Annotated in this window: 23 protein-coding genes and 2 tRNA genes; 14 read left to right on the top strand and 11 right to left on the bottom strand. The window is 74.0% G+C overall.

Going from position 1 to position 26,284, the window contains the following annotated elements; genetic code table 11:
• Nucleotides 1–36: 36 nt before the first annotated feature.
• The gene (locus LG632_RS16610) at nt 37–432 is read right to left on the bottom strand and encodes a nuclear transport factor 2 family protein (protein WP_226728090.1); all 396 of its coding nucleotides are present in this window, start codon (nt 430–432) and stop codon (nt 37–39) included.
• A gap of 118 nt (nt 433–550) precedes the next feature.
• Between LG632_RS16610 and LG632_RS16605 the strand changes: the two genes are divergently transcribed.
• Entirely contained in the window at nt 551–1,066 is a 516-nt protein-coding gene (locus LG632_RS16605) for a GNAT family N-acetyltransferase (protein ID WP_226728089.1), read from the top strand.
• Between the two features lie 411 nt (nt 1,067–1,477).
• Here LG632_RS16605 and LG632_RS16600 read toward each other — a convergent pair whose 3' ends face one another.
• Nucleotides 1,478–3,532 carry an MFS transporter gene (locus LG632_RS16600; protein ID WP_226728088.1) on the bottom strand — a complete coding sequence of 685 codons (2,055 nt, stop codon included), beginning with the start codon at nt 3,530–3,532 and terminating at the stop codon, nt 1,478–1,480.
• Nucleotides 3,533–4,312: 780 nt separating this feature from the next.
• Between LG632_RS16600 and LG632_RS30570 the strand changes: the two genes are divergently transcribed.
• Nucleotides 4,313–4,843 (top strand): peptidoglycan-binding domain-containing protein, encoded by a 531-nt coding sequence (locus tag LG632_RS30570; RefSeq protein ID WP_226728087.1) that lies wholly within the window; start codon nt 4,313–4,315, stop codon nt 4,841–4,843.
• A gap of 1,088 nt (nt 4,844–5,931) precedes the next feature.
• Complete coding sequence (locus tag LG632_RS16590) at nt 5,932–6,621, top strand: HAD-IA family hydrolase (protein ID WP_226728086.1); 690 nt, start codon at nt 5,932–5,934, stop codon at nt 6,619–6,621.
• Nucleotides 6,622–6,715: 94 nt separating this feature from the next.
• Here the strand turns inward: LG632_RS16590 and LG632_RS16585 are convergent, their stop codons facing one another.
• On the bottom strand, nt 6,716–7,459 hold the full coding sequence (locus LG632_RS16585; RefSeq protein ID WP_264201887.1) for a helix-turn-helix domain-containing protein: 744 nt from the start codon (nt 7,457–7,459) through the stop codon (nt 6,716–6,718).
• A 94-nt stretch (nt 7,460–7,553) separates the two neighbouring features.
• On the opposite strand from LG632_RS16585, the gene LG632_RS16580 reads away from it, so the two are divergent.
• Entirely contained in the window at nt 7,554–9,239 is a 1,686-nt protein-coding gene (locus LG632_RS16580) for an MFS transporter (RefSeq protein ID WP_226728085.1), read from the top strand.
• Here LG632_RS16580 and LG632_RS16575 read toward each other — a convergent pair.
• A complete protein-coding gene (locus tag LG632_RS16575) occupies nt 9,236–9,814 on the bottom strand; it encodes a TMEM165/GDT1 family protein (protein ID WP_226728084.1) in 579 nt (192 codons plus the stop codon). The two genes, LG632_RS16580 and LG632_RS16575, sit on opposite strands and share 4 nt — an antisense overlap.
• A 485-nt stretch (nt 9,815–10,299) precedes the next feature.
• Between LG632_RS16575 and LG632_RS16570 the strand changes: the two genes are divergently transcribed.
• From LG632_RS16570 to LG632_RS16555, 4 genes are all read left to right on the top strand, one after another.
• A complete protein-coding gene (locus LG632_RS16570; RefSeq protein WP_226728083.1) occupies nt 10,300–10,959 on the top strand; it encodes an HNH endonuclease family protein in 660 nt (219 codons plus the stop codon).
• Between the two features lie 141 nt (nt 10,960–11,100).
• Nucleotides 11,101–12,804, top strand: coding sequence for an alkaline phosphatase D family protein (locus LG632_RS16565; protein ID WP_226728082.1), 1,704 nt, complete (start codon nt 11,101–11,103; stop codon nt 12,802–12,804).
• A 137-nt stretch (nt 12,805–12,941) separates the two neighbouring features.
• Nucleotides 12,942–13,565 (top strand): DedA family protein, encoded by a 624-nt coding sequence (locus tag LG632_RS16560; RefSeq protein WP_226728081.1) that lies wholly within the window; start codon nt 12,942–12,944, stop codon nt 13,563–13,565.
• 860 nt (nt 13,566–14,425) lie between these two features.
• The gene (locus LG632_RS16555; RefSeq protein WP_226728080.1) at nt 14,426–14,914 is read left to right on the top strand and encodes a hypothetical protein; all 489 of its coding nucleotides are present in this window, start codon (nt 14,426–14,428) and stop codon (nt 14,912–14,914) included.
• A gap of 206 nt (nt 14,915–15,120) precedes the next feature.
• Here the strand turns inward: LG632_RS16555 and LG632_RS16550 are convergent, their stop codons facing one another.
• Nucleotides 15,121–15,345 carry a DUF2277 domain-containing protein gene (locus LG632_RS16550; RefSeq protein WP_226728079.1) on the bottom strand — a complete coding sequence of 75 codons (225 nt, stop codon included), beginning with the start codon at nt 15,343–15,345 and terminating at the stop codon, nt 15,121–15,123.
• Nucleotides 15,346–15,431: 86 nt separating this feature from the next.
• Between LG632_RS16550 and LG632_RS16545 the strand changes: the two genes are divergently transcribed.
• Together LG632_RS16545 and LG632_RS16540 are read left to right on the top strand one after the other, a co-directional pair.
• Nucleotides 15,432–15,998 carry a pyridoxamine 5'-phosphate oxidase family protein gene (locus tag LG632_RS16545; protein WP_226728078.1) on the top strand — a complete coding sequence of 189 codons (567 nt, stop codon included), beginning with the start codon at nt 15,432–15,434 and terminating at the stop codon, nt 15,996–15,998.
• 4 nt (nt 15,999–16,002) lie between these two features.
• Nucleotides 16,003–16,662, top strand: a complete 660-nt coding sequence (locus LG632_RS16540; RefSeq protein ID WP_308108567.1) for a CU044_5270 family protein — start codon at nt 16,003–16,005, stop codon at nt 16,660–16,662.
• 104 nt (nt 16,663–16,766) lie between these two features.
• On the opposite strand, the gene LG632_RS16535 is transcribed toward LG632_RS16540, so the two are convergent.
• Nucleotides 16,767–16,845, bottom strand: a tRNA-Cys gene (locus tag LG632_RS16535).
• Nucleotides 16,846–17,465: 620 nt separating this feature from the next.
• Nucleotides 17,466–17,540: transfer RNA gene (locus LG632_RS16530), tRNA-Val, on the bottom strand.
• 65 nt (nt 17,541–17,605) lie between these two features.
• On the opposite strand from LG632_RS16530, the gene LG632_RS16525 reads away from it, so the two are divergent.
• The 3 genes from LG632_RS16525 to LG632_RS16515 all read left to right on the top strand — a co-directional run bounded on the left by LG632_RS16525 (nt 17,606) and on the right by LG632_RS16515 (nt 20,177).
• Nucleotides 17,606–18,898: a coiled-coil domain-containing protein gene (locus LG632_RS16525; RefSeq protein WP_226728077.1), complete on the top strand. Its 1,293-nt coding sequence runs from the start codon at nt 17,606–17,608 to the stop codon at nt 18,896–18,898.
• A gap of 514 nt (nt 18,899–19,412) precedes the next feature.
• Nucleotides 19,413–19,961 carry a DUF4383 domain-containing protein gene (locus LG632_RS16520; RefSeq protein ID WP_226728097.1) on the top strand — a complete coding sequence of 183 codons (549 nt, stop codon included), beginning with the start codon at nt 19,413–19,415 and terminating at the stop codon, nt 19,959–19,961.
• A gap of 9 nt (nt 19,962–19,970) precedes the next feature.
• Nucleotides 19,971–20,177 carry an FmdB family zinc ribbon protein gene (locus LG632_RS16515; RefSeq protein WP_226728076.1) on the top strand — a complete coding sequence of 69 codons (207 nt, stop codon included), beginning with the start codon at nt 19,971–19,973 and terminating at the stop codon, nt 20,175–20,177.
• An 8-nt stretch (nt 20,178–20,185) separates the two neighbouring features.
• Here the strand turns inward: LG632_RS16515 and LG632_RS16510 are convergent, their stop codons facing one another.
• From LG632_RS16510 to LG632_RS16495, 4 genes are read right to left on the bottom strand one after another with little or no spacing between them, the layout of a single operon-like run.
• The gene (locus tag LG632_RS16510; protein ID WP_226728075.1) at nt 20,186–20,845 is read right to left on the bottom strand and encodes an O-methyltransferase; all 660 of its coding nucleotides are present in this window, start codon (nt 20,843–20,845) and stop codon (nt 20,186–20,188) included.
• Nucleotides 20,842–21,663 carry an HAD family hydrolase gene (locus tag LG632_RS16505; protein ID WP_226728074.1) on the bottom strand — a complete coding sequence of 274 codons (822 nt, stop codon included), beginning with the start codon at nt 21,661–21,663 and terminating at the stop codon, nt 20,842–20,844. Before LG632_RS16505 ends, LG632_RS16510 begins: the two co-directional genes overlap by 4 nt.
• Nucleotides 21,660–24,167, bottom strand: a complete 2,508-nt coding sequence (locus LG632_RS16500) for a phosphoribosyltransferase (RefSeq protein ID WP_226728073.1) — start codon at nt 24,165–24,167, stop codon at nt 21,660–21,662. The genes LG632_RS16505 and LG632_RS16500 overlap by 4 nt, the downstream gene beginning before the upstream one ends.
• Nucleotides 24,167–25,345, bottom strand: a complete 1,179-nt coding sequence (locus tag LG632_RS16495; protein ID WP_226728072.1) for an HpcH/HpaI aldolase/citrate lyase family protein — start codon at nt 25,343–25,345, stop codon at nt 24,167–24,169. The genes LG632_RS16500 and LG632_RS16495 overlap by 1 nt, the downstream gene beginning before the upstream one ends.
• 218 nt (nt 25,346–25,563) lie before the next feature.
• On the opposite strand from LG632_RS16495, the gene LG632_RS16490 reads away from it, so the two are divergent.
• Complete coding sequence (locus LG632_RS16490; protein WP_226728071.1) at nt 25,564–26,235, top strand: TerD family protein; 672 nt, start codon at nt 25,564–25,566, stop codon at nt 26,233–26,235.
• Nucleotides 26,236–26,284 lie beyond the last annotated feature (49 nt).

Here is a 26,284-nt window from a genome sequence, read left to right as displayed (position 1 = left end):
TGTTCGGCGGGGACCACCAGGGGGCAGGTCGGGCCATCAGGCCCAGAAGGCGTTCTCCTCATCGATGTCCGCGGTGCACTCATCGATGTCGGTGATCTTGCCGCCCACGACGGTGAAGAACAGACCTCCCCCGATCTCCATCCCCCGGTCCTTGCGGTCGGCGTAGAAGGTGTGGAACGACATCGCGTGCCCCCGGCCGTCGACGAGCACGTGGTGCAGTTCCACCCGCATGGTGCCGCCGGTCTCCTCGGCGTAGCGGCGGTAGAGCTCCAGAACGGCCTCGCGGCCCTTGTGGTGCCCGGACAGCGGATGGGTGCCAGGGACGTGGTGGATGACGTCGGCGGTCATCAACCCCGCGAGCGCGTCCATGTCGCCCTTGCTGAAGGCGTTGTAACCGCGGCGGACCAGCGCGGCGTCCGGATGCTCCGACATGGCGTTTCACACCCTTCGTCGGTCGATTCCCTAGGCCGAAATGAACCTTTTCCTATCATCAGCCCGCCGGTGTGGATATTGCACGCGGGACGAGCCGGCAAAGCTCCACACTTACGGCATGAACGAGACGAAGATCGCGCAGAGGAGCGGCTCCAGCGGTTGGACCGTCGTCCCCGAGTCGTTGCACACCGCCGACGCCACGGCCCTGCGCCGCGCCTACTACGCGGAGGTCGCCGGGCGGTACTGGAACCGTCCCGCCACGGAGGCCGAGGTGGACGAAGGCCTGGCCGAGGACCCCGGCACCGAACTGGCACGGCCCACCGGAGAGTTCGTGGTCGGCCGCCTGGCCGGCGTGCCGGCGGCCTGCGGCGGCATACGCCTGCTCGACGCGCGCACGGCGGAGCTGACCCGGGTCTACGTCGACCCGCGCATGCGGGGCACCGGCGGCGGCACCGCGCTGCTGGCCGCCCTGGAGGACGCGGCACGGTCGCTGGGCGCCGAGCGGATACGCCTGGACACCCGAACCGACCTCGTGGAGGCCCGCGCGCTGTACGCGAAGCACGGCTACGAGGAGATACCCCCGTACAAGCAGGATCCGTACGCACAGCACTTCTTCGAAAAGTCCATACTCTGACCCCCCTCCTCCGTCCCCGCCCTACGCCGGAGGGCCGGGCGGGAGGCCGGGAGACCGGGAGACCGGGAGGCCGGGTGCCGAGACACCGGGAGCCGGGAGACCGGGAGGCCGAGACACCAGGTGCCGGGAGGCCGGGAGGCCGAGACACCAGGTGCCGGGAGGCCGGGTGCCGAGACACCCGGAGCCGGGAAGCCGGCGTCGGGCGGGGACACCGGGTGCCGAGACACCGGGTGCCAGGAGGCCCGACGCCTCAAGGCGCCCGGGTTCCGGCGAGCCAGGATGCCGGTAGGCCGCTGCCGGAACGGCTCGTCCCGCCCCGGCCCCGCCCGCGCCCGCAAGCCCGCAGCCACCAGCCACCAGCCACGAGCCACGAGCCACGAGCCACGAGCCACGAGCCACGAGCCACCAAGATCATCGGACGGCGTGGTCCCGACGAGCCAGGCGATCGTACGGCTCCTCCTTCTCGGAGCCGCACAGCTCGGCGTTGATCTCCTCGACCAGCTTGACCAGGTCGGTCGGCCGGTCGGGGCCCCACCAGTCGCCGAGGAGTTCGGCGAGTGACTCCTGCCGCGCGGCGGCCAGCCGGGTCGCCGCCACCTTCCCGGAGTCGGTGAGCAGCAGGTCGAGTCCGTCGCGGGTGGCCAGCCCGCGCTCCTCGACCTGACGCGCCGCGTCGGTGACGACCTTCAGCGGGACGTCGGTGCGCTCGGCGAGCAATGCCGGCTCGACGGACCCGTAGCGGTTGATCCGCAGCAGCAGCCAGCTGCTGGCGGGCAGCAGGTCGTACCCGGCCCGCTCGGTGATCTTCTCGTAGACGTGCCGCCGGCCCTCGCGGGTGCCCAGGACCGACAGGGCGCGGGCGACCTCGTCGCGGGAGGAGCGCTCGACGGGGTTCGAGGCCAGGGTCTCGGTGACGTCCGGGGCCGTGACGGAGGCACGCAGCTTGTCCTCCTTGAGGAACCAGGCGACGGCGAAGGCGAGGAGGACGACCGGCACGGCGTAGAGGAAGACGTCGGTGATGGAGACGGCATAGGCGTCGAGCACGGTGGGGCGCAGCTCCGGGGGCAGCAGGGCGATGGCCCTCGGATCCGCCTCCAGCCGGGCGGCGGAGGCACCCGGGGGCAGCGGCACGCCGGCGAGGGCAGCGGCGAGCTTGTCGTCGAGGCGGTTGGTGAAGACGGTGCCGAAGACGGCCACGCCGAAGGAGGCGCCGATCGAGCGGAAGAAGGTGGCTCCGGAGGTGGCGACTCCGAGGTCGGCGTAGCTGACGGAGTTCTGCACGACCAGGACCAGGACCTGCATGACCAGGCCCAGTCCGGTGCCGAAGACGAAGAAGTAGGCGCTCATCTCCCAGGTGGAGGTGGTGCGGTGCAACTGGTGCAGGAGCAGCAGACCGAGGGCGGTCACGGCGGTCCCGGCGAGGGGGAAGACCTTCCAGCGGCCGGTGCGGCTGACGATCTGCCCCGAAAGGGTGGAGGCGATGAGCATGCCGAGCACCATCGGCAGCATGTGGACGCCGGACAGGGTCGGCGAGACGCCCTGGACGACCTGGAGGAAGGTCGGCAGGTACACCATCGCGCCGAACATGGCGAAGCCCACGATGAAGCTGATGACCGAGCAGAGGGAGAAGGTGCGGATACGGAACAGCTTGAGCGGCAGGACGGGCTCCGCGGCCCGCCGCTCCACGAACACGAAGGCCACGAGCAGCACCGCGCCGAGGACGGCGAGACCCACGATCCGGGCCGACCCCCAGCCCCAGGTGCCGCCGAGGGAGGCCACCAGCACCAGGCAGGTGGCGACGGAGGCGATCAGCAGGGTGCCGAGGTAGTCGATGGTGTGCTGCGAGCTGCGCCGCGGGATGTGCAGCACGGCCGCGATGACGACGAGCGCGACGAGACCGATGGGGAGGTTGATGTAGAACACCCAGCGCCAGGAGAGGTGGTCCACGAACAGTCCGCCGAGCAGCGGGCCGAGCACACTGGTGGCTCCGAACACTCCTCCGAACAGGCCTTGGTAGCGGCCGCGTTCGCGTGGCGGGACGATGTCGCCCACGATCGCCATGCTCAGTACGATCAGGCCGCCGCCGCCCAGACCCTGCAGGGCGCGGTAGCCGATCAGCTGCGGCATGTCCTGGGCCATGCCGCACAGGGCCGAGCCGATCAGGAACAGCACGATGGCGGCCTGGAACAGCTTCTTGCGTCCGTACTGGTCGCCGAGCTTGCCCCACAGCGGGGTGGCGGCAGTGGCGGCGAGCATGTAGGCGGTGACGACCCACGAGAGGTGGTCCATCCCGCCGAGGTCGCTGACGATCGTCGGTAGTGCGGTGGAGACGATGGTCTGGTCGAGTGCGGCGATCAAGAGGCCGAGCAGCAGGGCTCCGATCGAGACGAGTACCTCACGGGAGGCGCGTTCGGCGCCGGGTCCGGAACCGGGTTGTGCCGTTCGCGCGGTCACTTCCTGGGCCATGTACTCCTCCTCCGGCAGGCGTACACATCCATCCTGAGCGGTGTGTCCGGTTATGGCCTGTCGGACGGGTGCGGCGGGCTGGAGCGGGTCTGCATAATGCCTGGCAGTGTCCAGGGGAGGGGTTTCTCAGTGAGCGCCGAGCGCTGTCCGGAATGCAACGGGTCAGGTAGACCCTGCGCATGCCCCGCCCCGAGCGGCGGCTTCGACCCGCTACGCATCCGCCCCTACGTGACGATGCCGAACGCGGCCACCCGACCCTCCCCCTGGCCGACCGGGACCCCCGACCTCACCATGCCCCTGCCGCCGCAGCCGGGCCTGCCGGAGGCCGGGACCGGGCCGGCCGGCCCGGGGACAGGCCTGCCGGGGGCAGGGCCGACGGCCGGACCCGGGACGGGCATGCCCTCGGCCGGGCCGACGGCCGCGCCGGAGGCGGGCCTGCCGGATGCCGGGGTCTTTGCCGGGCCGGGGACGGGCGTACCGGGGTTCGCGCCGTCTGCCGGGCCGGGGGCGGATGTGGCGGGCTCCGGCGCGGAGCAGGACACCCCGCCGTACGGGGTGCCCGTGCCGTACGAAAGCCCGGGGTACGAGGCCCCGCCGTACGGCGCGCCCGCACCGCCGGCTGCGCCGGAGCCGCCCGCGTGGCCGGAGGACACCGTCCTCCTGCGGCCCGCACCCATCGACGACGACGGACGGGGCCGAGCCAGAGGCCGGAGGCGGGGAGGGGGTGGGGGCGGGGGCGGCCGGAGCACCGTCCCGCTGCTCGCCGGGGCCGGCGCCGTCGTGGTGATCGGTGCCGTCGCGGCGGCGCTGACGCTGTTCACGGACTCCGGCGAGAGCGACCGGGCCCTGCCCGGTCCGTCGCCGACCGCCCCGGCGACCGGTGTGGCACCGGTGGGCCCGACGCCGTCGGGCTCGTCCGGGCCCGGCACTCCGTCCGCGTCGGCGTCGCGCTCGGCGCCCACCGCCTCCCGGACGGCCTCGCCGTCCGGGACGCCGAGCAGCTCCCCGAAGCCGGCCTCGCCCTCTGCGGGCGCCGGCAAGTCGCAGAATCCGGCACCGCCCGACCAGCCGGTGGCGTCTCCGCAGGCCCAGACCCTGCGCAAGGGGGACTCCGGCCCCGAGGTGCGCGACCTGCAGCAGCGGCTCAAGCAGCGGGGCTACTTCCGCGGGCGCAGCGACGGCCAGTACGACGACTACACCGAGTGGATGGTCGCGTCGTTCCAGGAGGACAACGACATCACCCAGGACCCGCCGGGGGTCTACGGCCCCGCCACCCGAAAGGCCCTGGAACAGGCAACCGACTGGGGCTGACCCGGACCGACACCGACCGACCCCCACCGACCCCCACCGACCCCGACCGACCCGGGTCGACTGGCTACCCGGGAGCTCATCGGGCTGGGCGCCCGGCCGCCCGGGCTGCCCCGGACTCCGGACCAACCTGGGCCGACCGGCCGTCCGGGCTGACCGCCCACCCGGGCTGATCGAGCGACCCCAGGCCGACGGGGCTACCCGGGGGCTTACCAGGGGCCGATCGCGGTCCCCCAGACAACGGGGCAGTCCCCGAGGCCCGCCGGACCGCCTCCGGCCCTGCCGGGCTGCTCCGCAGCCGCCCAGGGCTGACCAGCCGCCCGGACCCAGCGGGACGGCCTCGGCCCACGGGAAGATCGGCCTACCCCCCGGCAGAACAGGCCTGTCCCAGGCCGATCGGCCTGCCTCCGGCCCGGCCGAGCTCCCCCCAGGCCACCGGGCTGCCTCCGGCCCGGCCGAGCTGCCCCCAGGCTGACCAGCCTGCCTCCGGTCCCCGAGCTCCCCCCAGGCCCACCGGCCTGCCTCCGGTCCGGCCGAGCTCCCCAGGCCCACGGCCTGCCTCGGGCCCTGCCAAGCTGCCCCCAGGCCCACGGCCTGCCTCCGGCCCTACCAAGCTGCCCCCCCCCAAGCTGCCCCCGGCCCACCGGCCTGCCCCCGGCAACGCCGAGCCCCCAGACCCACCGCCCTCCCTCCGGTCCGGCCGAGCTGCTCGCGGCCGACCGAATACGCGGCGGCGGACCGGGCTACCCCGGACCACCCGGGACGACCTCCGCCCCCGGGCTGTCGGGACGACCTCGGCCCCTAGGCCGACCTGGGCCGCCGCCAGGCCGGCCGGCCCGGAGCCCGACCGCGGCCTCAATCGGAGAGCCGGCGAAGAGCCGATGACGGAAGGCTGGCAGCGGTCCGGCAGAGGGCCCGCGGCGGGCGGCACGAGGAGCTGACCCGGGCCCACAGGTCGGCCCTGCCGGGGGCCGGTGGCGTAGACCGCCCCACGTTTTGTATCGTGTAGGAACAAAGTGGTTCCGTCCGCACTCCCTGACCGGTGGACGGAACCGCTTGTTCTCTTTTCCCGCCCCGTCTGGAGTCCCTCCATGCAGGCCAGCACCACGTCCACCACCCCCGTCGTCCTCACGGCCAAGGCTCTCCTCCTCGACATGGACGGCACGATCGTCAACTCGGACGCGGTGGTCGAACGCTGCTGGCGCGACTGGGCGCGGGCCCACGGCCTGGATCCCCACGAGGCCATGAAGGTGGTCCACGGCCGCCAGGGCTACGCCACGATGGCCCTGCTGCTCCCGGACCGGCCCATGGAGCTCAACCACGCCGACAACGCCGTGATGCTCGCCCGCGAGACGGCCGACACCGAGGGCGTGGAGCCGGTCGAGGGCGCCCCGGAGTTCATGGCGGCCCTCGGTGCGCTGCCGCACGCCCTGGTCACGTCCGCCGACGACGCGCTGGCCACGGCCCGGATGGCGGCGGCCGACCTGCCGATGCCCGAGGTCAAGGTCACGGCGGAGTGCGTCGGGGCCAGCAAGCCGGACCCGGAGGGCTTCCTCAAGGGCGCCGCCGAGCTGGGCGTGGACCCGGCCGACTGCGTCGTCTTCGAGGACTCTGCCGCCGGGATCGCCGCGGGACGGGCGGCCGGCATGCGCGTGATCGGCGTCGGTCCGCGCGCCGCCGCGCACGGCCCGACCCTGCACGTCGAGGACCTCACCTCGGTCCGGGTGGCCCCGGATCCGTCCGGCTCCATCCGCCTGACGGTCCACACGTCCACGGCCTGACCCGCCCCTCCCAATACCGCCCCTCCCTCTCCGCCCCTCCCTCTCCGTCGCTCCCTCTACCGCGCCTCCCTCTACGGCGTCTCCGCCTACGGCGTCACTGCGCCGCCGGCCCCGTACGGACGACCGCCTGGTCCCCGTGCGGGCCGAACAGGTGCAGGATCTCCACGGCGGTGCCGCCGACGGGGCCGAACCAGTGCGGTTCGGTGGTGTCGAACTCGGCCGCCTCGCCCGGCCGCAGCGTGAACTCCCGCTCCCCGAGGACGAGGTGGAGCTCGCCGGCGAGGACGTAGAGCCACTCGTAGCCGGTGTGGGTGACCAGCTTGCGTTCCCGGTGCGCGAGGACCTGCTTGTAGACCTGGACGCGGCCTGGGTACTGGGTCAACGGCACCAGCACGTTGCCCCGGTGCCGCTGAAGCGGTGTCAGGTGGACCCGCGGGTCACCGGTGGCCGGCGCCGCGATCAGCTGGTCCAGGGCCACGCGGTGGGCGTGGGCGAGCGGGATGAGCAGTTCGAGGGTGGGCCGCCGTTTGCCCGACTCCAGGCGGGACAGGGTGCTCACCGAGATCCCGGTGTCGCGCGCCAGCGTCTCCAGTGTCAGCCCGCGGCCACGCCGGAGCGCCCGTAGCCGGGGCCCGATGTCCTCGAGGATCTTCTCGACGGCCTCCTCCGTGACGCCGCCGCCCGGCGGGCCCTCGACGCCCGCGCCCCGCCTGCCGTCCGGCTTGGCGTCCGCGGCCCGCTTGCCGTCCCCCTGGACGCCGCCCACTTCCCGCCTGCCGCCCCTGCTGCCCCTCGGCTCTTCCTGCTGATCTTCCTTCTGCTCTTCCTTCGGCTCCATGCCCCCATTTTGCGGTCTTGGCAAATCCGCTCGGGGTGCGGCCACGCCCGGTCCGACCATGGCCGGGCATCGGCTCCCCTACGGAAGGCAGACCATGACCACGTCCTCCCCACCCCCCAAGGCCTCCGGCGCAACCAGCCCGACCGCCCCGCCCGCTTCAGCCCCAGCCCCAGCCCCCGCCCACGCCTCCACCCCCACCTCCACCCCCGCCCTGAGCGCCCGCCGGCGCTGGACGGTGCTGGCCGTCTGCGCGCTCAGCATGTTCCTGGTGGGCGTGGACACGACCATCGTCAACGTCGGCCTGCCCGCCATCGGAACCGGCCTGGACGTGGACACCAGCGGCCTCGAATGGGTCGTCGACTCCTACACCGTGGTCCTGGCCAGCCTGCTGATAGCCGCCGGGGCGCTGGCGGACCGGTTCGGGCGGCGGCGCGTGTTCCGGTGCGGGCTCGTCGTGTTCGGGCTCGCCTCGCTGGCGTGCGCCCTCGCCCCCTCCCTCGGCCTGCTGGTCGCGGCCCGCGCCGTGCAGGGCGTCGGGGCCTCGATGCTCAGTCCCGTGGCCCTGGCGATCGTGGTCGGCGCGATGCCCGATCCGCGGGAGCGGGCCCGGGCGATCGGTGTCTGGGCCTCGGTGTTCGGGCTCAGCATGGCGGCGGGCCCGGTCACCGGTGGGGCGCTGATCGCGGCGTTCGGCTGGCGGTCGGTGTTCTGGATCAACGTGCCGGTCGTCGTGGTCGCGCTCGTGCTGGTCGCGGTGTTCGTGCCGGAGTCGCGCGGGCAGCGGTCCAGGCGACTGGACCTGCCGGGCCAGCTGCTCCTCACGGTGGCCCTGTTCGCGTGCGTCGCGGTGCTGATCGAGGGCCCGCGCATCGGGTGGTCCGCGCCGCTCGCCCTCGCCGGGTACGCCGTGGCGGTGGCGGCCACGGCCGGTTTCGTGCGGGTCGAACGGCGGCGGGCCGAGCCCCTGATGGACCTGGCGCTGTTCCGCCGGCCGCCGTTCGCCGCGGCCGTGGTGGGCGCCGTGGCGGTGTTCGTCGCCCTGAACGTCAGCCTGCTGCTGAACACTTTCTACCTCCAGCACGCCCGCGGCTGGACCCCTCTGGCCACGGGTCTGGCGGCGCTGCCCATGGCGCTGGGGGCCACGGTGTGCGCGCCGTGGTCCGGGGCGCTGGTCGGGCGGCTCGGGCCCCGGCGTCCGCTGCTGCTGGCGGGCGCGTTCACCGCCGTGGGCGGTCTGTGCGTGGTGGACCTCGGCCCGGACACCGGCGTTCCGCGGCTGCTGCTCGCCTACCTGTTCATCGGCATCGGCTTCGGTTTCGCCAACGCGCCCCTGACGAACACGGCCGTCGGCGGGCTGCCGCCGTCCCGGGCCGGGGTGGCCGGGGCGATCACCTCCTGCGCGCGCCAGGTCGGCGCGGCCGTCGGCATCGCCGTCGCGGGCGGTCTGGTCGCCGGGGCCGCCCCCGCCGCTCTGGCGAGTGCCACCCGGCCCGGCTGGCTGGTGGTGTCGGCCTGCGGCCTGCTGCTGCTCGCCGTGGCCGGCGTACGGACGCGGGACGGCGCGGCGGCGCCTGCCGCGGCGGACGGCCGGACCCGGACCTCCGGCTCCGGGCAGGGCCCGGCCGAGCGGTCCGGGCAGGGCCCGACCGAGCGGTCCGGCCGCGGCGCGACCGAGCCGTCCGGCCAAAGCCCTGCCGCGCCGTCCGGCCGAAACCCTGCCGCGCCGTCCGGCCAAAGCCCTGCCGAGCGGTCCGGCCAAAGCCCGCTGCGGGGGGCCTAGGCGACGGCCTCGTAGAGCGAGAAGGCCGCCAGTGCCGCCATCACGGCCGCCGCGACCTTGGTGATCAGGCGCAGCGGGACGTACTTCATCAGGGTCCGGCCGCCGAGGATCCCGATGGCCGCGACCGCCCAGAGGGCCAGCACGGCGCCGAGGCCGACCGAGAGCGGGTTGTCGTAGCGCGCGGCAAGGTTCGCGGTCATGATCTGGGTCAGGTCGCCGAACTCGGCGACCAGGATCAGCATGAAGCCCGCCCCGGAGACCTTCCAGAAGGACTGGTCGGCCGGGGCCTTGATCTCTTCGTCCCCGTCGTCCTTCTTCATCAGCAGCATCACGGCACCCGCCAGGAACAGCAGGCCCACGACGGCCTGGACGAGCCGGTGCGGGAGGAGCGTCAGGACGCTGCCGGCGGCGATGGCGAGGGCGACGTGCACCGCGAAGGCGGCGGCGACGCCCGCGAAGACGTAGGAGGCCTTGTAGCGGGTGCCGAGCATCAGCCCGGCCAGCGCGGTCTTGTCGGGGAGCTCGGCGAGGAAGACGACGCCGAAGGCGATCGCCAGGACGCTGAAGCTGATCACGGGGTGGTACCTCGATCGGTCGGGCAGGACGGCGCCGCACCGAGGACCGGGGTGTTCCAGGGGTCGCTTCGGCTCGGCGGCGCCCTGCGTGCATGGAACAAGCAGGACACTGCGGCCGAAGGTCTCGCTGGCGGGTCCGCTGCGGGCGGCCTGCCTCCGGGCGCCGGCTGGGTGACCCAGCAGTATGTCGACGGTCCGGCGAAGAGCTACTCCCCTTCTGCTCCGAACAGGGTACGCGACGCGCGCCCGCACCCGAAATGGCCCGTTGGTCCCGAACGCCCCTCGGTGTGCCGCGCCGGCTCCGCCCCACCAGCCCGGAATATCAACTTCCGTTTGAAAAGGAGCAGTTCCGCTCCTTGATGTGACGTGCCCATGTCGCCAGGCTGTCATCTGGCGCCCATCCCCGTGTCATCCGGCGCCGCCAGCATGGCCGGGCCCCGCCGGGGCCGCACGGCCGTCCCCCCGCACACCCAGGGAGCCCCTCCATGTCCGCCCTGCCCACGTCCAAGCTCTACGCGCGTCGCCTTGGCATGCTCGCGTCGGTTGCCGCGCTCGCCGCCCTGACCTCCCTCGTGAACGCCCCCGCCGCCCAGGCCGCCCCGCCCACCCCCATCAGCGCCGCCGAGGCCCGCGCGTACCTGGCGACCGTGACGCCCCGGGCGGAAGGTTCCTCCAGCGGCTACAGCCGGGACCTCTTCCCCCACTGGAGCACCGTCTCCGGCACCTGCAACACCCGCGAGACCGTCCTCAAGCGGGACGGCGTGAACGTCGTCACCGACTCCTCCTGCGCCTCCGTCAGCGGCAGCTGGTACTCCGAGTACGACGGCGCCACCTGGACCGCCGCCTCCGACCTCGACATCGACCACGTCGTGGCGCTCTCCGAGGCGTGGCGCTCCGGGGCCAGCTCCTGGACCACCTCCAAGCGCCAGCAGTTCGCCAACGACCTCACCCGTCCGCAGCTCATCGCCGTCACCGACAACGTCAACCAGGCCAAGGGCGACCTCGACCCCGCCGAGTGGATGCCGTCGCGCACCGCGTACCGCTGTACGTACGCGCGGATGTGGGTCCACGTGAAGCAGTACTGGGGCCTGAGCATGGACTCGGCCGAGAAGACCGCGCTGGTCAACACCCTCAACGGCTGCTGACCCCGCCCCGGCTGCCGGCCCGGCATCGGCACGGTGCCGGGCCGGCCGGCCGCCGCCGCTGATCTCCCCCGCGCGGGGGAGGCCCGGCTCCCCCTCCACCCCGTACCTTGATGCAAGGGGATGTGGAGGAGGGGGAGTTGGATGGCTGCCGGACTGCGGCTGGGTCCGCTGCTGAGACATGTCGACCACGAGCGGGGCGACTCGGCCACCGTGTGGATGGAGGCCGACCGGCCGTGCACGGCGGAGGTGCGCTGCGCCGACGGCGCGGGCGGCGCCGTGCGCACGTTCCAGATAGCCGGTCACCACTACGCGCTGGTTCCGGTGACGGGTCTGGCCCCCGGCACCACCACCGCGTACGAGGTGCTGCTCGACGGGGTGCGGGTGTGGCCGCTGCCCGACAGCCCGTTCCCGCCGAGCACGATCCGTACCCCGGAGCCGAGCGCCGCGCGTCCGGGCCGGCCGGCCGCGCGGCCCGCCTCGCTGCGCGTGGCCTTCGGGTCGTGCCGGCAGGCCTGCCCGCCCACCGAGGGACGCCTGCCGCACGGCGTGGACGCGCTGAACGCCCTGGCCGAGCGGGTGGCCGCCGACCCGGGAGGCGAGGGCCGGCCGGACGTCGTGCTGCTGCTCGGCGACCAGGTCTACGCCGACCACCTGTCGGCGCGGACCCGGCAGTGGCTCGCCGCCCGGCGGGACCTGAGCGAGCCGCCCGGCGCGCAGGCCGCGGACTACGAGGAGTACACCCGGCTCTACCAGGAGTCCTGGCTGGACCCGGGGACGCGCTGGCTGCTGTCCACGGTGCCGAGCCTGCAGATGTTCGACGACCACGACATCATCGACGACTGGAACACCAGCGCCGCGTGGCTGGACGAGATACGCGCGGCGCCGTGGTGGCGCGAGCGGATCATCAGCGGTCTGATGGCGTACTGGGTCCACCAGCACCTGGGCAACCTCTCCCCGGCCGAACTGGCCGTGGACAAGCTCTACGCCGCCGTCCGCGAGACCCCGGACGGCACGGAGGCGCTGCGCGCGTTCGCCGCCGAGGCGGACGCCACGCCCGGCGCGGTGCGCTGGAGCTACCGCCGCGACTTCGGCCGGACACGGCTGCTGATGGTGGACACCCGCACCCGGCGGGTCCTCGCGGAGGACGCGCGCGCCATGCTCGACCCGGCCGAGCAGCAGTGGCTGCGGGACAACGCCCTGGAGGGCCACGGCAGCTACGACCACCTGCTGATCGGCACCTCGCTGCCCTGGCTGATGCCCCCGCTGGTCCACGACGCGGAGGGCTGGAACGCCGCGCTGTGCCGGGGGGTGCGGGGTGAGCGGTGGGCCCGGTTCGGGGAGAACCTGCGGCGGCGCAGCGACCTGGAGCACTGGGCGGCGTTCCCCGCGTCGTTCGCGGCGCTGAGCGACCTCGTCGAGGAGGTCGGGACGGGCCCGCGGGCCCCGGCGACGGTGTGCGTCCTGTCGGGAGACGTGCACCACGCGTACGTGGCGGAGCCGCGGCTGCCCACGACGGCCGGGGTGTTCCAGCTGACCTCGTCCCCGGTGCACAACTCCGTGCACCGCACGGTGCGGTTCGGCTTCCGCCTCGGCTGGTCGGGCACGGGCCGCTGGCTGGGCCGGCTGCTCAGCCGGCACGGGCGCACGGGCCGGCCGCCGCTGAGCTGGCGGCGCACGGCCGGGCCCTGGTTCGGCAACCAGCTGATGACCCTGACCCTCACCGGCGGCCGCGCCCGGCTCCAACTGGACCAGGCCCGGCGGGAGAAGAGGGGCCGCGATCGGCTGGTGACCGTGCTGGACCGGGAGCTGACGGGGCCTTCGGGGGGTGGGCACGGCAGTCACTGACACGCGGGATCACCCCCGGCAGCAGGGGCACCACGGCGCGGCGTACGCTGTATGGCTGTCAAGCCGCCCCTGCCGCTCCCCCGCGACGTCGCGGCGCTTCATGCCGCAGCACGTCAACCGGACCGGGGAGTCCCGCCTTGTTCGAGACAGTGGGGTCGCTGACCACGAGCCCGTGGATCTACGCCTTGGTGGCGGTGTCCGTGGTCCTCGACGTCTTCGTCCCCGTGCTGCCCAGCGGCGTCCTCGTGATCACCGCCGCGGCGGCGGCCGCGGCGGCGGGCGCCGCCGGGTCCCCGGCCGTGGTGCAGGAGCAGGTCCCGGACATCGCGCTGCTGCTGGTGATCGCCACCACGGCGTCGGTGCTGGGTGACTTCGCCGCGTACCGGCTGGCGCGGCGGGGCGGGGAGCGGCTGGACCGGGCCATCGCGCGCTCGCGGCGGCTGACCCGGGCCCAGGAACGGCTGGGCACGGCCCTGGCCCGGGGTGGTGGCGCCCTGGTGGTCATCGCCCGCTTCGCGCCGGCCGGCCGCTCGGTGGTCTCCCTCGGCGCGGGCAAGACCCACCGCAAGGCCAAGGAGTTCCTGCCCTGGTCCGTCCTGGCGGGCATGGCCTGGGCGGGCTACAGCGTGGCCCTCGGCTACTTCGGCACCCAGTGGCTGGGCGCGGCCTGGCTGGGCACGGCGGTCTCCCTGATCGCCCTCTTCGCCGCCGGCGCCCTGGCCGCGTACCTGGTCCGCCGCCCGACCCCGGCCCCGGCGTAACCACCCGGCCCCGCCTTCCGGACGGCGCCGCCCGGCCCCTGTCCCGGCGACGAGGGACGAAACCGCCGCCGAGCAGCGCCCCACCCCCGAGACGGCGCAGCCGAACTCGGCGCGCCCCACCCGACACACGACAGCCGCCCATGGGGGCACCGACCACCCGTGAGGGCACCGACCACCCACCGGACAACACCGGGCCCCGGCCGCGGCCCGCCGCACGGGGCGGTTCGCTCCCGAGCGGGGACCCCGATCACCCGACCTCGCCCCAGCCGACCAGCCGACCAGCCGACCGGGTCGGGGTGGGCCGGTGGGCCCCCTCGGCCGGTGGTCCCGGTCGGCCAGTGGCCCCGGTCAGCCGGTGGGCCCGGTCGGCTGGTCAGCCGGTGGGCCCCCTCGGACGGTGGGGCCGGTCAGCCAGTGGCCCCGGCCAGCCGGTGGCCCCGGTCAGCCGGTGGCCCCGGTCAGCCGGTGGGCTCGGTCGGCTGGTCAGCCGGTGGGCCCGGTCAGCCAGTGGCCCCGGTCAGCCCGGTCGGCCGCTGGGCCGCGGGGCCGGTGGCCACGGGCCACGGGTCCCTCCGGCGGCAGGCCACGGGTCCCTCCGGCGGCGCGCTACGGGTCCCTCGGGCAAGCGGGCCACGGGTCCCTCGGGCGGCGGTACGGACTCACCCGTTCACCCGGCCCCGATCGCCGCCGGGCCGGTCCGCTCCTAGCGTCCACATCACGGTGCGCAGTCGAAGCCGAACCCGGACCCGACGCACGGCGTCGTCACGCGTCCCGCGTCACAGCCGAGCCGTGCCCTGGCCGCGCCGATTTCCCGAGCCAGGGAAACAAGGGAAGCCAGCCGGAGCCAGAGGAGCCCGCCCATGCCAGCCCAGCACCGCCTCGCGGCGCTCGCCGCCGCCACCCTCGTCGGCGCCGCGGTCGTCCCCGTCCTCGCCCCGACCGCCGCGTACGCCCGGCCCTCGGCCACGGTCTCGCCCACCTCCGTGGCCCCCGGCAGCCGGGTCAGCCTGAACGTGACCGGGTGCGGCACCAAGACCGGCCGGGCCACGTCCACCGCGTTCGGCGAGGTGTCACTGGCTCCCGGCAACCTGGAGGCCACCAACCTCTTCGGCGCCGCCATCGTCTCCCGCAACGCCCGGATCGGCTCGCACCCCGTGACGTTCGAATGCGGCACGGGCGGCGAGCGGGTCACGGTCACCCTGAACGTGGTCTCCGGCAGTGCCCGCGGCGGCCTCGGCGGCAGCACCACGGGCGTCAGCCCGGGCCAGATCGCGCTCGGCGGCAGCCTGGTCGCGGCCGCCCTCGGCTCCGGCGTGTGGTACGTACGCCGCCGCGCCCACGCCATGTGACGTACCCACGCCGTGCGACGGCTCAGGCCTGCCCTGCGACAGGCGGCGGCGGGACGGTTCCACGGACGGCGGCGGGACGGCAACGGGGACGGCAGCGGGACGGGGACGAGGACAGGGACAGGGACAGGGACAGGGAGCCGAGGCCGGATCCCGATCAGGCCCGGGTCGGCCTGATCCCGATCAGGCCCGGGTCGGCCTGATCCCGATCAGGCCCGGGTCGCCGCGCCCCGCACCTCCAGCCCCTCCAGCAACACCCGCGTGGCTTCGGCGACGGCGTCGACGGCCTCGTCGAACACCTCCCGGTTGTGCTCGGCGGGCGCCCGGAACCCGGACACCTTCCGCACGTACTGCAGCGCGGCCGCGCGCATGTCCTCCTCGGTCGCCTTCTCCGGGAGCGCGGGCGGCCTCAACGTCTTGATGCTCCGGCACATACCCCCACTATCCCGCGTCGCGCCGCGCCGCACAGCGACCAGGACAGGAACGCCACGGCACAGCACCGAAAGGAAGCGGACAGCAGATGCCGGAACCACAGCGGGAGCACCCCCGCACCGAGCTGGACCCCCGCTACAGCTCCCCGGGCGCCACGGCCACCTCGTGGGACGACGCGGCGGCCCAGCTCGAAGCGGCCGAGATCTTCTGGCTGACGACGGTCCGCCCCGACGGCCGCCCGCACGTCGCCCCGCTGATGGCGATCTGGCAGAACGAGTGCCTCCACTTCTGCACCGGCCCCGGCGAGCGCAAGGCGCTCAACATCTCCGCCAACCCGAACGTGGTCCTGACCACCGGCACGAACCGCTACGGCGAGGGCCACGACGTGGTGGTGGAGGGCGTGGCGGTCCGCGTCACGGACGGCGTCCGCCTGCGCGAGCTGGCGGCGGCCTGGGAGCGGAAGTACGGCCCGGACTGGCACTTCGACGTCCGTGACGGCGCCTTCGACAGCACCGCGGCGTCGGCGGCCCCACCCCCGACGGAGCAGTCCGAACAGGCCGGCACGGCCTGGGTCTTCGAGGTCGCCCCGCTGACCGCCTTCGGCTTCGGCCGCGGCCGGCAGTTCACCCAGACCCGCTGGCGGTTCCTCACATGAGACGCTGATCACATGCAACAGGGCGGATTCCGCGGACATTACCGGGTGTGAACCCCCAACTGTTCGCGGAACTCTACGGGAGGCGTCGAGGACGGACGAGTCCGCCGAGCGCTGGGTGTCGGTCGACGGCTCGGCCGGCACGGTCACCCGCACCGCGCGCGGCACCACGACGGAGTTCCCCGCGGGCAAGGACCGCGCCAGTCTCAACGGCCCCACGTACCGCTTCCTGGAATCCCTTCCGACCGACCCCGACCGCCTGCTGGAACTGATCTACGCCGACACCCGCCGCAACCACGGCCCCGGCTCGAACTCGACCACCGGCCCCGACCAGCAGGCGTTCGTCGCGATCGGCGACCTCCTGCGCACCGTCGAGACCCCGCCGGGCCTGAGCGCGGCCCTCTACCGCGCTGCCGCCCGCATCCCGGGCGTCGTCCTGGTCCCCGAGGCGACGGACGCCGTCGGCCGTCCGGGCGTCGCGGTGGCCCGCGCCCACAACGGCGAACGCACCGAGTGGATCTTCGACCGCCAGACCCTGCGCCTCCTGGGCGAACGCACGGTCCTCCTCAAGAAAAGCCCGTGGGGCCCGACCGGCACCCCCGTGACATCAGTGGCCATCCTCACCCGAGGCATCACCGACCACCCCACCCCACCCCCACAGCCCTGACCACCCCGCACCAAGGCCCCCATCGCCCGGGGGCCTTGGGCGCCGTCGATGCCCGCCGGGCACAGCGAAGGCCCCCGACCAGAATCGGTCGGGGGCCTTCGCGGTGGTGGGCGCGGACGGTTTCGAACCGCCGACATCTGTGCTTTGCAAGCTCGCCCGGCGGCTACCGCTCGTGGCCCACCCGAAGATCCGGCGCCTCTCCTCGGCTCCTCGTGAGGGTCAGGATCCGCCTGCGTTGATGTCAACCAGGGATGTCAGCGGTCGGTCACCACCAGGACCGCTTCTTCCTCCGAAGCTCTTTCTTCTTCGCCTTGGCTTCCCGCTCCTTGCGGTCTGCCGCCGCGCGGGCTGTCCACTCGCCCTGGTGCTGGTAGCACTGCCCGCTGCCCACGATTGCCGGCCTCGCGCACCGGCCTCCGTCCTTCTTCGGAGCCCCACACTTCGGCTGGGTCACTCCCCCTCCACCTCCTCCCGAGCAACCACACGACGTTGGCAGCGTCTCGCTGACCAGTCGAGTCGGGAAGGGGCATGCGGGAGCACAGAGGAGCACACGAATTCGGAGGGCCCGTGTGTCCCAGGCATTCCAACAGAGGACGATCCCAAGGGGCGACGGCGGCGGAAGCAGACCCTGCCGCTGCCCGCCATCTGCATCGCGCCCCTGAGGTGGCGGGACACCCAGCGGGAAGCGATCAAGCACATGGACCGGCTGCTCAGGAGGCGAGCTCCGCTCCCGATCCGCTCCCATTGAGGTCAAAAACGGATGTCAAAGGCCCCCAACCAAGATCGGTTGGGGGCCTTTGTGCTGGTGGGCGCGGACGGTTTCGAACCGCCGACATCTGCTTTGTAAGAGCAGCGCTCTACCCCTGAGCTACGCACCCGTGAACAAGTGGACAGCCTACATGGACCGCGTACCCCCGGCGCAAACGCGTTGGCTTGGGGGAGAATGGGGCGGGGTAGGGCGGTGGAGGCGTACGGGAGAGGGATTGTGGCGACGGCATCCCGGCGGTGGTTCGGAGGGCGGGACGAGAGCCGGCGGGCCGAGGCGCAGGCCGCCAAGGACGCGGCCGCGGCCGCCTTCTACGCGTTGGACAGTGCCCAGCGCGATCTGCGGATCTCCGTCGAGACGATCGCCGCCGTCGACTCCTCGCCCGCCGGCCGGCAGGCCGTGGACGCCTTCGCGGGGCTCGGGCAGCGGATCGACGAGGTCAGCCACCGCTACATCGAGGCCGTCGACGCGCACGACCTCGACCGGGACGGGCTCGACGCGGCCACGGCGGCGCGGGCCAAGCAGGAGCTGGACCGGGCGCGGGCCGAGCTGGAGCGGGTCGCCGGGGAGCTGGAACGGTTCGCCCAGGGGCTGCAGCCGCTGCTGGACCGGGCCGAGACGCAGCTGGCCCGGCTGGCGCCGGCCCGTGAGCGGGCCAAGGCCGCGCTGCTGGCCGCCAGCCAGGCGCTGGACGCCGTACGGGCCTCCGGCCTGCGCGCGGACGAGCTGGCGGCGCGGCTGGCCCGGCTCGGGCCGGAGCTGACCCTGCTCAACCAGGGGGCCGGCCGGCACGGGGTGCCGGAGACGATCCAGCGGGCGGAACGGATCCTGCGGGACGCCGAGGCCGTGCGCGCGGAGGCCGAGCGGCTGCCGGAGCGGGCGGCCGAGACCGGGCGCCGGCTGGTGAGCCTGCGCACCCGCGCCCAGGCCCTGCGGCACCGGGCGGACGGGGTGGACCCGGTGCTCAGCGAGCTGCGCCGCCGGTTCACCGCGGCCTGCTGGCAGGACCTGCAGCAGGTGCCGGAGCAGGCGCGGCGCGACGTGGCGCGGGCCGAGGAACGGCTGCGGGAGGCGGGCGCGGCGCTCGCCGAGCAGCGGTGGGCGGACACCACGGCGCTGATCGCGACGGTCCGGTCCCTGCTGGATTCCGTGGACGAGGGGGTCTCGGCGGCGCGGGACCGGCTCGCCCGGCTGACCGCGGTGGCCGAGGACCCGCAGGTCGAGGTGCGCCGGACCCGGTTCGCGATCCGGGACGCGCAGCGGCTGGCGATGGAGGGCCGCAGCGTGCCGGACCCGCGGCACGCGCGGCCGCTGGACGCGGCCGTGGCCCGCGTGGACCGGGCCCTGGCGGGGCTGGAGGGGCGCCACCCCGACTACTGGCACTTCCTTCAGGAGTTGGAGGAGGTCCGGGCGTCCGTGGCCCGGGTGGTCGGGGAGATCCGCGCCGAGCGTGCCGCTTCCCCCGGGTGAGCCGACTTGTCCCTCCCGCGGGCCGGGCGGATGCTGAGAGGTGCACCGAACGGAGCAGAGGAGGGCGGTCATGTCTGCCCACAGGTCTCATGCGTCCCCGAGGTCTCATGCGTCCCCGAGGTCCCAGACGCCCCCGAGCACCCCGGCGCCCACCACGCCCCAGGCGCCCCTGAGCTCCCAGGCCCCCACACCGTCTCAAGCGCCCACGGCCCGCGGTTTCCGCCCGTTCGGCACGTTCCGCCCGTTCGGCACCTTCCGCATGTCCCGTGCCTCCCGCGCCTCCCGCACGGCCTCCCGCGCCTCCCGCACGGCCTCCCGTGCCTCCCGTGCCTCCCGCACGCCCCCCGCTCCGTACGCCGCCCGAGCTCCGTACGCCGCCCCCGCCCCGTACGCGGCCCCCGTCGCCCGCACCCCCCACGCCGCCTTCGGCTGTCATGAGGCCCACGACCACTACGCGCCCCTCGCCCCCCACACGCCCCCCGCGCCCCGCACCCGCGGCGTCCCGCAGCGCTGGCTGCGCCGGGCCTTCCACCCGGTCGAGGCCAGGCTCGACGAGCATCTGCCGCAGGACCACAAGCTGAGCAAGGTGTACCGGGTCGGTGCCGGGCTGACCGGGATGCTGCTGGTGGTCTTCGGGGCCCTCGGGCTCACGCACCACATCGGGTTCTTCGACACCGGCGGCGACAGCGTGCTGAGCCTGAACACCAACGGCGCGCTCAGCGTGCTGTCGATCTGCGTCGGGCTGCTGCTGTTCGCCGGCATGGTCGTCGGCGGGAACTTCGCCTCGACCCTGAACATCGTGGTGGGCGTGGCCTTCATCGCGAGCGGCTTCGTGAACCTGGCGCTGCTCGACAGCAGCTTGAACTTCCTGGCGTTCGAGATCCAGAACGTGCTCTTCAGCTTCGTCGTCGGCGTGATGCTGATGTGGTTCGGGATGTACGGGCGGGTCGGCAGCGCCCTGCCGCACGACAATCCGTACTGGCGGGCCCGCCACCCCGAACAGGCCGCCCGTGAGGAGCGCTACCGCGGCGCCCGGTACCGTCCGGGGCCCACGGGCGCATAGCCTGGGGGCATGCCTCGTTACGAATTCCGCTGCCGGACCTGCGACGACACCTTCGAGGTCAGCCGGCCCATGGCCGAGTCCGGCGCGCCCGCCGCGTGCCCCGCCGGGCACGCCGACACCGTCAAGCTGCTGTCCGCGGTCGCCGTCGGCGGCACCGCTGCCGCCCCCGCGGCACCGTCCGGCGGCGGATGCTGCGGCGGGGGCGGCTGCTGCTAGACCGGCGCTCAGCGCTTGCGCGACAGCGTCAGGCCGTCCGAGATGGCCAGCAGGACCGACTCCATCCGGTCGTCCGCGCTCACGTGGTCGTTGAACGCCTGGACCCCGGCCTCCGACGGGCTGGGGTCCTCGCTGAGCACGCCGCCGTGGAACAGGGTGTTGTCCGTGACGATCAGGCCGCCCTGCCGCATCCGCGGGACGAGCTCCTCCCAGTACGCGATCTGGTTCTGCTTGTCCGCGTCCAGGTACGCCATGTCGATGTGCGGCTCGGCCGGCATCGCCCGCAGGGTCTCCAGGGCGGGCGCGATGCGCAGGTCGATGCGGTCGGCCACGCCCGCCGCCTCCCAGGCGCGGCGGCCGTACTCCGTCCACTCCTCGGAGATGTCGCAGGCGATCAGGGTGCCGCCGGCCGGCAGGGCCTGGGCCATCGACAGGGCGGAGAAGCCGGTGAAGGTGCCGACCTCCACCACGTGCCGGGCGCCGGTCAGCCGGACCAGGAACGCCAGGATGGGCCCCTGCTCCTCCGCCGACTGCATCCCGGCCGCGTCCGGGAACTTCTCCTCGGTGGTCACCACCAGCCCGCGCTGGTGCTCGTCGAGCGGTGGGTTGTGCGCCAGCATGTAGGCGTACAACTCGTCAGTGATTTTGGTCGTGTTGCCTTTGCTCATGCGCTCAGTCTCGCAACTGCGCCGCCGAACCGGCGGACGATTTCCTCACCCGCCCGCACACCCGTCTCGGTGAGCGCCGTGACGCCCGGGGCGGTCCACCGCGTGTCGGCCAGTTCGCCGTGGCCCGGCCGCCAGCCCTCGTCGGCCGCCAGCAGCAGGTCCGCGTCGAGCAGCGAGTCACCGGCGGCGAGGGTGGCCAGGGCCCCGGTCCGCCGGGCGACCTCGCGCACGGCCGCGCTCTTGGTCAGCGGGCGCGGGACGGCGTAGATCTTGCGGCCCTGGAGCGAGACGGTCCAGCCGCGCGCCTCGGCCCATTCGGTGAGCGTCTTGATCCACTCGTCGGGCACCTGGGCCCGCTCGACGACCAGGTACGTGAACAGGTCGTCGGCCACCCGCGTCTTGCGCACCCAGGCCGGGTCGGCGCTCGCCAGCAGGTGCTGGTGGACGTCCTCCAGCGGGGCGCACTCGGCGGCCAGCCGGGCGGTGACCGTGCGCCGCCAGTCGCGGTCCGGGACGCCGTCGACCAGCAGCTGACCGCCGTTGGCGCAGATCGCGTACGGCGCGGGCGGGCCGGGGAAGCGGATGCGCTGGTACTGCTTGCGCGTACGAGTCGTGGTCGGGACGAAGACCACCGAGGGCGCGGCGGCCAGCTCGGCGAGCAGCGCCGCCGCCGTCTCCGTCATGAAGGACAGGGGTCTGCCCTCGTGGATCTCCACGCACAGCAGGCGCGGAGCCACCGGGTCGGGCATCGTCAGCGCGAGCGCCGCCGACGAGTAGATGAGCGTGCGGTCGAGGTCACTGGCTACCAGGACGGTCACTTCGCGGCCACAGCCTTTCCGTCGGCGCCCGTGGCGCCGCGCGTGAAGCGGGGATGGATGAGGCCGACACACGTGTACGGCAGGTCGTCGACCTCCTCGACCGGCACCCCGCGCTGCTCGGCGAGCAGCCGTACGTGGTCCAGGTCGGCCCCGGCCCCCCGCTGGGCCAGGATCTTCCACGGCACCCGGCGCAGCAGCACCCGGGTGGTCTCGCCGACGCCCGGCTTGACCAGGTTCACGTCGTGGATGCCGTACTCCTCACTGATGCGTTCGACGGCGGCCCAGCCCTCCCAGGTGGGGGCGCGGTCGGCCACCAGCAGCTCCTTGACCTGCGTGTCGACCGCGTCGGCCACCTCGGCGAAGCGGGCGGCGACGGTGTCCACGAAGGCGGTGGAGACGTCGGCGGCGGCGAGCTCGCGGTAGAACTTGGCGCCGTGGAAGTCGTCGGGGCCGACCAGGTCCGCCCTGAGCACCGTACGCGACACGAGCCCGGAGACGGTGGAGTTCAGGCAGGCGGACGGGATGAGGAAGTCCTCGCGGGTGCCGTACGTGGCCACGCAGCGGCCCGGGTCGGCGAGGACGACGATCTCCGGGTCGAAGCCGGGGAAGTCGCGCAGCGCCTCGCGCAGTTCGCGGGTGATGGCGCCCTTGCCGGTCCAGCCGTCGACGAACACGACGTCGGCGGGGTCGTGGTGGGCGGCCAGCCAGCGCAGCGCGTTGGCGTCGATGCCGCGGCCGCGCACGATGGAGACGGCGTAGTGCGGCAGGTCCAGGCCGTGCCGGTAGCGGGCCCAGCGGCGCATCAGGACGCCGACGGGGGTGCCGGCGCGGGCGAGCGAGACCAGCACGGGGGCCGGTGACCGCTCGGCGAGGACGGTCTCGGTGACCGTGCCGACGGCCTGGGCGATCCGGGCCGCGGAGGCGTCCAGGGCGCTCTGGTAGAGGGCCTGGTAGCGGGCGCTGGGCTGGTACTCGACCGGCAGCGACTCGGCGTAGTGGGCGCCGCCCGCCTGGATGGCCTCCTCGCGTTCCTCGGTGGGCGCCTCCAGGGCCACGTCGGAGAGGTCCTGCAGGAGCCAGCCGACGTCCTCGGCGGGGTACGAGGAGAAGGCGGGGCCGCGCAGGGGGGCGGGCAGCATGATCGGCTCCAGGGTCGGTACGTACGACGGGACGACGGCCAGGACGACCCGGGCGGTGTGGCGGCGCAGCCGCTCCAGCAGTCCGTCGTGCAGTGCGGGGGTGTCGCCGGCCGAGTCGACCACGGCGACGACGGTGTCGAAACCGGCACCGGCCACGTTGTAGGCGTAGCGGTCGCCGGGGCCGTCGGCGGGATCGTCGTGGGCGGGGAAGACCAGCCGGGTGCGGATGGCGTAGCCGGGATCGTCCACGGCGAGCACGGGCGACCGGGTGGTGGTGGAGAACCGCACCTCGGTGGCGGTCCCGGTCTCCTCCAGGGCGCGGGCCAGGCGCAGCGGGGCGTACATCAGCTCCTCGTTGCCGAGGACCAGGACGCGCCCGGGCCGGTCCCCGAGCGCCGCGGCGAGCCGCTCGGCGAGGCCGGGCAGCGCCTGTTCCAGGCGGGCCCGGTGCGCGGGGGTGAAGCCGTGCCGGCCGCCGTCGGGCAGGCCCTGCGGCCAGCCCAGCTCGACCCGCTCGACGGGGGCCGCCCCGGACGGGGGCGCGCCGCGGTCGCGGCCCACGCCGCCGGCGTGGCTGCCCTGGGTCTCGGGGCTGCCCTGGCTCTCGTACTGCGCCACCAGGGCGCGGCCCTTGTCCAGGACGCCGTCCGGCAGCTCGACGGTGCCCGCGGCCAGGGCGATCAGGTCCACCCGGGCGCCCAGCCCGGCCGCGAACTCCGCCAGCCGGGCGCGGTCGGCCGCCGAGCGCATGTCGACCAGGGCCACGACCACGTAGTGCTCCCGGGGGTAGCGGGCGTGCAGGTCGCGGATGGTGTTCAGGACGGTGTTGCCGGTGGAGAACTCGTCGTCCACCAGCACCAGCGGGCCGGTCCCGGCCAGCAGCGCCGGGTCCTCGGGCAGCAGCAGGTGCGAGGTGGCGTGGGAGTGGGACTCCTCGAAGCCGCCGGCCGGGGTCAGACCGGGCACCGGTCGACGGGTGGAGTGCAGGTACGGCGCCGCGCCGAGGCCGTCGGCGACGCAGTGGCCGAGCCCGGTCGCGGTCTCGGCGTAGCCGAGGACCAGGGCGGTGGCCGCCGCCTCGGCGCCGAGCAGCTCCCGTACCCGTACGCCCAGGCCGTGCCCGGCGGCGTAGACGACCTCCGGGGACTGCGGCACGTGCTTGCCGAGCACCTGCGAGACGAGCAGGTGGGCGCGCTTGGGGTTGCGCCGCAGGGCCAGGCCCAGCAGCTCGCGCAGCGCCGGCCGCGCCGGCGCCCCGCCGGTCTCCGGTTCCCGCAGTCGTACGCCCAGCCGCTCCGCGACCCATGTTCCGGACCACACCGTGTCGATCGTCTTGCCCTTCGCCGTCGCGGGAAGCCGCGCCATCAGACCTGGATCCCCGCCGTCAGGAGGTCGACGAAGCCGACGTCCTCGCGGGCCACGCCGAAGACCTCGGCGCGCAGCACGGTGCGCTCGGCCCAGGCCCGGTGCGGCTTCACCTCGTTCATCTTGTTCGTGTACGCCGAGCGCAGGACCCCGCCGCCGCCGCGCTCGGGGCGCAGGATGTCCTGGGCGTCGCTGAACTCCTCGTGGGAGACCACCGACAGGGCGTGCACGGGCGTGACGTGCGCGGGGTGGATGCAGGTCTTGCCGAGCAGGCCGTTGGCCCGGTCGAGCTCGATCTCGCGCAGCAGCCCGTCGAGGTCGTGCTCGATCAGCGTGGTGCGCAGCTCCTCCGCGCCCTCCTCCAGGAAGGGGCTGCGCCGCAGCTGCGGCTTGAACAGCCGCTGCTGGCGGCGGAAGTATTCCCAGACCGGGCCGGTGACGGTGAAGCCGCTGCCGTCGGCGCGGCTGAGCACGTTGACCACGTCCGCGATGACGCCCGCCACGATCTGGATGTCGTACGCGGTCATGTCGGGGGTGCGGCGCAGACCGTAGGCGGAGCAGAAGTCGGTGACGCCCAGGCGCAGGGCGAGGACGCGGTCGCGGTGCCGGCCGACCGTGCGCGCGATCCCGGCGAGGGTCTCGGCCCGGCTCTCCAGGTGCAGCAGCTCCGGGGACTCCAGGACCGGCATCGCGTACAGCGGGCGGTCCCCGAGGACGTCCGCGGTCAGCGCCTCGGCGGCGACGACGGCGTCGAGGAAGGCGTCACCACGGCCCGCGGTGAATTTGGGAAGTACGAAACCGGCCAGATGCCGCACGGCGGGCCCCAGCCGCCGGACGAGGTCCGGAACCTGCTCGGGTTCGCGGACCCGGACGAACAGCAGCGGCAACTCGCCGCTGTGCGCCTCCAGCTCGGCGAACTGCCGTACCAGGTTCTCCTCGGCGGCCACCACATCGGCGTCGCTGATCGAATCCTCCAGGCAGAGCACCATGGAGACGACCCCGCGACCCGCCTGCTTGACGACGTCGGCGGCGAGCCGGGGCCGGGTGGCAGGGCTGTAGAGGGTGGCGCCGAGGGCGGCGGACAGCATGCGTGAGGGGGAAGCGGCGGTGAAGTCGGCCGGTTCCTGGTGGAAGAGGTCCTTGCGGACCGCGGGCGATATGTGCCCGAAATGACGCATCTGCTTCCCCCGTACTGCCTCGGTGGCCCATCTGGCGTGGCCGGTAATAGTACGTACGAACGAGATTCAAGAGTTCCTCAAGTACGTGAAATTCAGGTAACCCTCTCGCACCATGCCCACGCCCCGGGTGAGGCGACAAGGGCCGCGCCGGTGCTCCCGCGGTCGCTACCGGGGGGCCGCATTGTCCCGCCTCGGCCCGGGAGGGCAGGATGACGGGCATGACGCACGCGATGCAGAAGGGCTCGAACATCCCGGTGACCGCCGCCGCGGTCCGGGCGGTGCTGCGCTGGACCGGCGGCCCCGACGTACCGGACGTGGACGCCTCCGCGCTGCTGGTGGGCCCGGACGGGCGGGTGCGTTCGGACGAGGACTTCGTCTTCTACAACCAGCCGCGCCACCCCTCGGGTTCCGTGTGGCGGCTGGGCAAGAAGCGGATCGGCGACGCGGTGACGGACGCGGTGCAGGCCGAGCTCTCCTCGGTCCCCGCGATCGTCGACCGGGTGCTGGTGGTGGCCTCGGCCGAGGACGTGCCCTTCGAGCGGGTCCGGGACCTGCGGATCCTGCTCTACGACGCCACGGTCGAGGGCGGCGGCGAGCCGCTCGCGTACTTCGACGTGCGGCCCGAGACGGGCGGGGAGACGGCCCTGATCTGCGGCGAGCTCTACCGCCGCGGGGAGGGGTGGAAGTTCCGCGCCCTGGGCGAGGGATACTCCAACGGGCTGGAGGGGCTGGCCACGGACCACGGCATCTCGGTGGACGAGAACGCCCCGGCCCCCGACCCGGACCGGACGGCCGCGATGAGCCCCCCGACGCCGCCGCCGGCCCCGCCGACCCAGGCGCCGCCGGCCGTGCAGCCCGCGTACGGCTACCCGCAGCCGGCGTGTCCATGAACCGCCCGTGACCGTATCAGCCACCGCGATCCTTGTACGTTTCCGCACT

This window comes from Streptomyces antimicrobicus (assembly GCF_020532625.1).
GTDB classification, from domain to species: Bacteria; Actinomycetota; Actinomycetes; order Streptomycetales; family Streptomycetaceae; genus Streptomyces; species Streptomyces antimicrobicus.
Note: the sequence above shows the minus strand (reverse complement) of the source record. Positions and strands in the feature narration are given on the sequence as shown.